5 protein-coding genes and 1 pseudogene are annotated in these 6,558 nt (G+C 42.7%); all 6 read left to right on the top strand.

From position 1 onward, the window contains the following. Positions 1–365: pseudogene (locus ACTIE6_RS19955) on the top strand (gfo/Idh/MocA family oxidoreductase); the annotation flags it as partial. Between the two features lie 2 nt (positions 366–367). Next, positions 368–1,252, top strand: a complete 885-nt coding sequence (locus ACTIE6_RS19950; RefSeq protein ID WP_439558321.1) for a hypothetical protein — start codon at positions 368–370, stop codon at positions 1,250–1,252. Positions 1,253–1,308: 56 nt separating this feature from the next. After that, positions 1,309–2,322, top strand: a complete 1,014-nt coding sequence (locus ACTIE6_RS19945) for a vWA domain-containing protein (protein WP_439558320.1) — start codon at positions 1,309–1,311, stop codon at positions 2,320–2,322. Between the two features lie 36 nt (positions 2,323–2,358). After that, positions 2,359–3,084, top strand: coding sequence for a sugar transferase (locus ACTIE6_RS19940; RefSeq protein WP_439558319.1), 726 nt, complete (start codon positions 2,359–2,361; stop codon positions 3,082–3,084). Positions 3,085–3,390: 306 nt separating this feature from the next. Then, entirely contained in the window at positions 3,391–4,167 is a 777-nt protein-coding gene (locus ACTIE6_RS19935) for a polysaccharide biosynthesis/export family protein (RefSeq protein WP_439558318.1), read from the top strand. Between the two features lie 10 nt (positions 4,168–4,177). Continuing rightward, a complete protein-coding gene (locus tag ACTIE6_RS19930; RefSeq protein WP_439558317.1) occupies positions 4,178–6,490 on the top strand; it encodes a GumC family protein in 2,313 nt (770 codons plus the stop codon). Positions 6,491–6,558 lie beyond the last annotated feature (68 nt).

The following is a 6,558-nucleotide window of genomic DNA, read 5'->3' as shown; positions in this document are numbered from 1 at the left end:
AAGTGAGCTCGGGTGTGAATGGCGTGCTTTCGGTAAACTGGAGTGATGAGACTTACCGCAAAATGTCAACCTCTATTACAATCCAGGGAAAAAAAGGCAAGATCATCTGCGACGCCAACGAGTTGAAAGTATATTTCAAAACGAATGATTTTCCCGAAGGATATTCAAAAGGCTGGAACGTGAAATACGTCACCGACCTTACCGACTCTGTTGATTTCTACTTACGTGGAGAAGAGTACTCTTCGCAGATCGACTATTTCATCAGCGCCATTGAGCGTCAGGTACCGAATGTAATCAACAACTTCAAAAGTGCCTGGTATACTGACAATGTTATTTCAATGATCAAAAGCAGCAATCTCAATTAATCATGGACAGAATCATCTTCGGAGATAATCAATTCTTCGCCGTTAACCATATTTCAGACGAAAAATCACGCGCGCAATCTATCAAGTTCAAAGAAGATCGTGCGATTATCAAAACGTTGGACATTGCCATTGAAAGCGGGATCAACACTTTCATGTGCACGACCCACGACCGCATTGAAAACATTTGCGACCATATCCGCAAAAATCCATCCAGGTACCAGGATTTCAAGATTTACCCCTGCATGCCTTACGCACATAAGTATGCAAACGCAGTAACGGAGATGGGCTATGCTGGAACCTTGAAGCACTTTGTTCCCGGCAATTTCGTAGGCTCATTATTCAAAGGCGGCCTGGCGTTCCTGTCAAAGGATTATATCTCGATCATGGAGCTCCTCATCGACTCGGAAATGAAGATGTTCAAGGGTATCCAAACACCGGTGATCTTTTTACAAAATGTAATCACGGATCTGCTGCTAGGTCTTGGAATGAATGATATCCTTGTTGCATTTCACCGGTATGTGAAGAAGAAGTACGGCGCAGAAGCGGGTTACATTACCATGAATATGCCCAAACTATTGTCTGTATTAGAAGCAAATGGCATTACCAATCCAATTATTTGCAGCTCTATCAATAAAGTTGGATTCCGTATGTCAGGCGGAAGAGAAGTTTATGAGGAGGTGCTCAGAACTAAAAAGGTAAGAGCAATGGCCATGCAGGTTTTGGCGGGAGGTGCAATACATCCTAAAGAGGCAATTGAATATGTATGCAGCTTACCCAACATTGAATCCATCCTGTTTGGTGCATCGTCAGCTGCCAACATAGAGCAGACCGTTGAATTGATTAACGAGTACAGCCTGACCGGCGAATCAATGGAAGTCATAGCCTGACGATCGTCTGCCCGGGCCTTTCCAGGCCCGGGTGACATTTATTTAACCAAGCACCTATGAGATTAATATTGACACTAGCATTCGCATGCATATTGTTGAGCGGATGTAAAAAAGACAAGGAAGTTGTTGCTGATCCGAATTTCATCGAGTTCCGGGCGACTTATCACAATGCCAATGGAGTACCTTCTTTGAAGTTCCAGTCAGAAGATCTTGGCTCCCGCTTACAGATCGATTCCAACTTTGGCTTTACTCCGTCCAACAATTGCGAAAAATCAATGGCCTGCGTGAGCCTGTCGAATGTGCGTCTCGTAGAAAAAGGGATTTCTTATGAGATTTTAGCTGAGAACACAGAAACATTCGAAATCGTGAATGGAACTCCGCTCAGGGACCTGGACAATAAACTTTCTTCCAATCCGGTCAGCACCCTGGACTATGTACTGGTGCTCGATATAGGTAAATCTCTTGGCGCCAACGAAGCGGTTGTGAAGCAGCAGGCCAGCGACTTTATTGACCAGATTGCAGCTAGTCAAAAAACAAAAAGCAGGGTTGGGCTGGTTGTATTTTCAGATGTGATTGAAACATTCAAACTAAGCTCAGACTTTACTGCTGCGAAAGCATTCATTCAAAGCCGGACCGGCGGAAACGAGACAAAGCTATATCAGGCTGTTGACAAAGGGTTGTCGCTGCTTGCAGAATCTGACGCAGAAGCAATGGCGCTGGTTACTTTCACAGACGGCCTGAATAATTCCTGGACCGACGCACAGCTTTATCAAAGCATTGACTATGTCAAAAGCAGGCTCAATTCACCCGTGAAAGGGAAAAAGATTTCCTCTTATACCATCGGCTTAAAAGGTCACCCAACGTACAGCCCCGACGAAAGTGTATTGAAAAACCTTACACAGAATGGCGGAGTATCATTAATCGGGAAAAATACCGGAGAACTGAACACCGCTTTCCAACGAATAGCATTGTCCGTACTTAGCACCTATAACCTCACGTATAGCAGAAACACCAGCCAGTTATCGGCACCGATAGAACTGGTTTTCAAATTACAGTTTAAAAGCATTTGAGTTACGCAGTTACCCTCCCGCCCTTAAATATTAAACATGAAAAACCGATTTTTACTCACGTTCCCAAGATTACCAGATCGGACCTTTCTGATGACGTTTTCCAATCAATTTAAGGTTGATCAACAAGGAAATCACCCTACCCTTGATTATGCTGAAAGGCGCAGATCAGACGATTGGGAAGATGTTATCAAGCGTGTTTTTGACATTACATTCTCACTCACAGTCATGTTGTGCGGAGTACCGCTGTTTCTAATCGTGATTGTAATGGTTAAATGTTCATCCCACGGCCCTGTTTTCTTCCTGCAAACGCGTACTGGACGGTGGGGTAAACCCTTCCGGATTATCAAGTTCCGGACCATGTATACCGACTCGGCCAAGTATAATCTCACGCATTCGTTGGGAGCGATGGACCCGAGAATCACGCCAATTGGAAAATTTCTTAGAAAAACGCGTCTGGACGAACTACCACAATTCCTGAATGTGCTGATGGGAGAAATGTCGGTCGTGGGCCCCAGGCCTTTGCACCAGGTAGATGTAGATATGCTGATGGCGCAGGCAAGTCACGATTTCCAACGTTTGCTCACGCTCAGGCCAGGTATTACTTCCATCGGCCAAATCAAAGTGGGTTACGCAACCAACGCAGCCGAAAACCTGAGAAGGCTGAAATACGATATCATTTATCTGGATATCTATAGTCTCACGACAGACCTTTATCTGATCTGGCTTACTATCCAGGTAGTGTTAACAGGCAAGGGAAGATAAGCGGGTCATAAAGCTGTACAGCCATTTAAGCACCTCGAAAAGCCTGTTGCGATAATACGACCTGAATGTCAGTTTTAAACATTTTTGTAACCACTGAATTCGTAAAACTCACCACAACATTTGCCGGCAGTCGCCACAAAAAAAACAGCTGCCTTGATCTGATGTATAATTTCGAACTAAAATTAAATCTACTCAACGTATGCGACTCTACTTCTACACCACTTCCATATACTTCACACTGCGTAAAGCATTTTAAAAAATAGGTTCCGAAACTCCGTGGTCGCCTACATGCCTCAACATAATTAGATGAAAAATTTACAATCATGGCTTGCTGCCGTATTACTAATGCTCCTCTTCGCATCTTGCAGCTCCTACAAAAATGTACCTTACTTTAAAGATTTAAACCAGGCATTGCCGTCGGTGGATACTGTTGGAAATTATACTTCATTGACGGTTCAGACTGATGATATATTGGGTATCAATGTAACAAGTCTCAATCCCGAAGCTTCTGTCATTTTCAATTACAATTTGGGAAGGGTAAATGGCAACAATTTCGACAATTCCAACGGCAATCCGGTCCTCGGATACCTGGTTGATAAAGATGGAAATATCCAGCTTCCATTAATTGGATCCTTCAAAGTGGCAGGACTTACTACGGCTCAGGTAAGGGAAAATCTGACCAAAAGATTGACCACCTATTTAAGAGAACCTGTGGTCAATATCCGTCTTTTGAATTTCCGTATTTCCGTTCTGGGTGATGTACTTCGTCCTGATAATTACAATGTGCAAAAAGAACGGATTACCGTAATAGAAGCGATCAGTATGGCGGGGGATTTGAACATTACTGCTAACCGGACAAACATTGTCCTGATTCGCGAGCGGGATGGAAAAAGAGAATATTACCCGATTGATCTTACATCAAAAAAGGTATTCGATCAGCCATTCTATTATCTCAAAAACAACGATATCATTTACGTAAAACCGGAGCGAACAAAATTCGCTGCCGTCGACCGGAGCTACCGAACTGCGAGCCTGGTATTATCGGCACTGTCCATTGTCGCAATTGTTATTACACAGCTTTAAAAGCCTACTCATGAATAAGGAACCCATCGTTATTGTATCCACTCCGAATACCGTACGCGAAACGCAGCCACAAAGCTTTTCAGAATTGCTGATCAAATGCCTTTTTTACTGGCCGGTATTTGTTCTGAGCCTGTGCGCCGCACTTGCCGTTGCGTTCCTGTATATCAAAACAACTCCTCCTGTTTACGAGATAACCGCAAAACTTCTGATCAAAGATGAGAAAAATGCCAGCGTAGAAAAGACGCCGCTTGAAAAACTGAATGTATATGAAAAGCCTAAGACAGTTGAAAATGAAATGGAGGTTCTTAAGTCGCGGCAACTGATTGGAAAAGTTGTTGATGATCTGCAATTATGGATAACTTATACGGAGAAGAAAACATTGGGCAGTAAAGAGCTGTACAAAGATGGCCCCTTCGTGTTTCAGTTTATTTCCGGAGAAAAAGATTCGCTGCTAACAAAAAAGATCGGGATCTCAATACAAGACAAAAATAGTTATGTCATCACGGGCCTGGGCGCTAAACAACTCACCGTCAATTTCAAAGACATAGTTGTTACGCCCTATTTCAAATGGAAGCTAATTAGAACCCCGACTGTACAGAATTACATTGACAAGCCAATCACGATTACGTTTACACCTTTTGAAAAGACTGTTGCAGATTATCAAAAAGGAATTTCTGTATCTCTGGTTAATAAATTATCTCCCGTAGTTCAGCTGACCATTGACAACAGCCTTCCTGAAAGAGGAAAAGATATATTGAACAGCTTAATGCGGGTTTACAATGAATCTGCATTAGAAGACAAGAACCGGATTACGATGAGCACACTTAAATTCATCGATAATAGGTTGTCCTCTTTAACCGGCGAACTGGTAAGCGTTGAAAAGAGTGTTGAAGGATTTAAGAGCAGCCGCGGGGTAACAGATATTTCCTCAGAAGCCAAAGTTTTCCTGCAAAATGTTCAATCCAATGACACCAGATTGAATGATGTTAATGTACAATTGGACGTCATTTCAGGAATAGAAAGGTATGTTGCTTCCAATAGCAATACCGGAAATCCTCCCGCAACGCTTGGTATTTCTGATCCCGGACTAGTTAATCTGGTTGAACAACTCAGCGCATTTCACCTGCAAAAGAACCGGCTGCTGGCAACTACGCCAGAAGAAAATCCGATTTTTGAACCACTTAACAGACAGATTAAAACAACAGAAGACGCCATTCGCGCAAATGTGCGCGCGATCAAAGGATCACTGCTGGCGACGAAGGTGCAACTGCAAGGGAATAATTATAAGTTCGAGAAATCGATTAAGAATATACCCGGTCAGGAAAGACAATACACAAGTATCAAGCGGCAGCAGGAAATAAAGGAGAACTTATATGTATACCTGCTGCAAAAGAAGGAAGAAATCGCACTGAGTTATGCTTCAACTTTAAATGATGCAAAAATTGTTGAAAGCGCCTATTCAGATGTTCCAAAGTCGTCAAAGAAATCACTGGCGCTGGCAGCAGCACTATTGCTTGGTCTTTTTGTTCCCGCAGGTTCCATTTTCGGAATCGGTATTTTAAGAGGCCGTATTAACAACCGGAATGAAATTGAGCGCAATGTTTCTATTCCCGTAATCAGTGAAATATCGCACCAAAAAGGCAAGGAACCGCTGATCTCACGTGACAAAAACAATCATCTAATTCTTGAACAATTCAGGGCATTACGAACCAGACTTCAAAATATTCACGGAAGCGAACAGCAAGGCAGAGTTACATTATTCACTTCTAGTATCGCAGGGGAAGGAAAGAGTTTTGCAGTAAGTAACCTGGGCATTTCGCTTGCGGCATCTGACAGAAAAACAGTTATCCTGGAACTGGATCTGCGAAGACCAAAAATATTGTCTCTTTTTAATTTGCCTGCCGATCATCCAGGAATTGCCGAGTATTTAAAAGGCGAAGTTATGGAGGATGAAATTAGTCAGGGTACTAAACAAGCCCGGAATCTATTTGTGATTGGCTGCGGAGAAATTCCAGAAAACCCGTCTGAACTTCTGGAAAATGGAAGAATCGCACAGCTTATTGATTATTTAAAGCAGGAATTCGACGACATTCTTATCGACACACCGCCCGTACACCTCGTTTCAGACGCACTCATCATCGATCACCTGAGCGAAGCAACGATGTATATTATCCGTCAGGGATTTACGTCAAAAAAGGAGCTGGCATTTATTGAGGAGCTGATTAAAGACAGCAACTTTAAAAATATGAACATCATATTCAATGGAATCAACAGACGGAAACATGGATATGGATATAAATATGACACCGCCTATTACCGGTGAGGTATGGTTAAACAACCCAATCATATTTTCATAAAATCATTCTTCCCATCGACTATTTAAAAGGCTTA

This window comes from Dyadobacter sp., from assembly GCF_051859145.1.
In the GTDB taxonomy this organism is placed as follows: domain Bacteria; phylum Bacteroidota; class Bacteroidia; order Cytophagales; family Spirosomataceae; genus Dyadobacter.
Note: the sequence above shows the minus strand (reverse complement) of the source record. Positions and strands in the feature narration are given on the sequence as shown.

Bases quoted from the DNA above. Each gene is read 5' to 3' on its own strand.
- ACTIE6_RS19950 (WP_439558321.1), top strand. From the start codon at position 368: ATGGACAGAATCATCTTCGGAGATAATCAATTCTTCGCCGTTAACCAT.
- ACTIE6_RS19945 (WP_439558320.1), top strand. From the start codon at position 1,309: ATGAGATTAATATTGACACTAGCATTCGCATGCATATTGTTGAGCGGA.
- ACTIE6_RS19940 (WP_439558319.1), top strand. From the start codon at position 2,359: ATGAAAAACCGATTTTTACTCACGTTCCCAAGATTACCAGATCGGACC.
- ACTIE6_RS19935 (WP_439558318.1), top strand. From the start codon at position 3,391: ATGAAAAATTTACAATCATGGCTTGCTGCCGTATTACTAATGCTCCTC.
- ACTIE6_RS19930 (WP_439558317.1), top strand. From the start codon at position 4,178: ATGAATAAGGAACCCATCGTTATTGTATCCACTCCGAATACCGTACGC.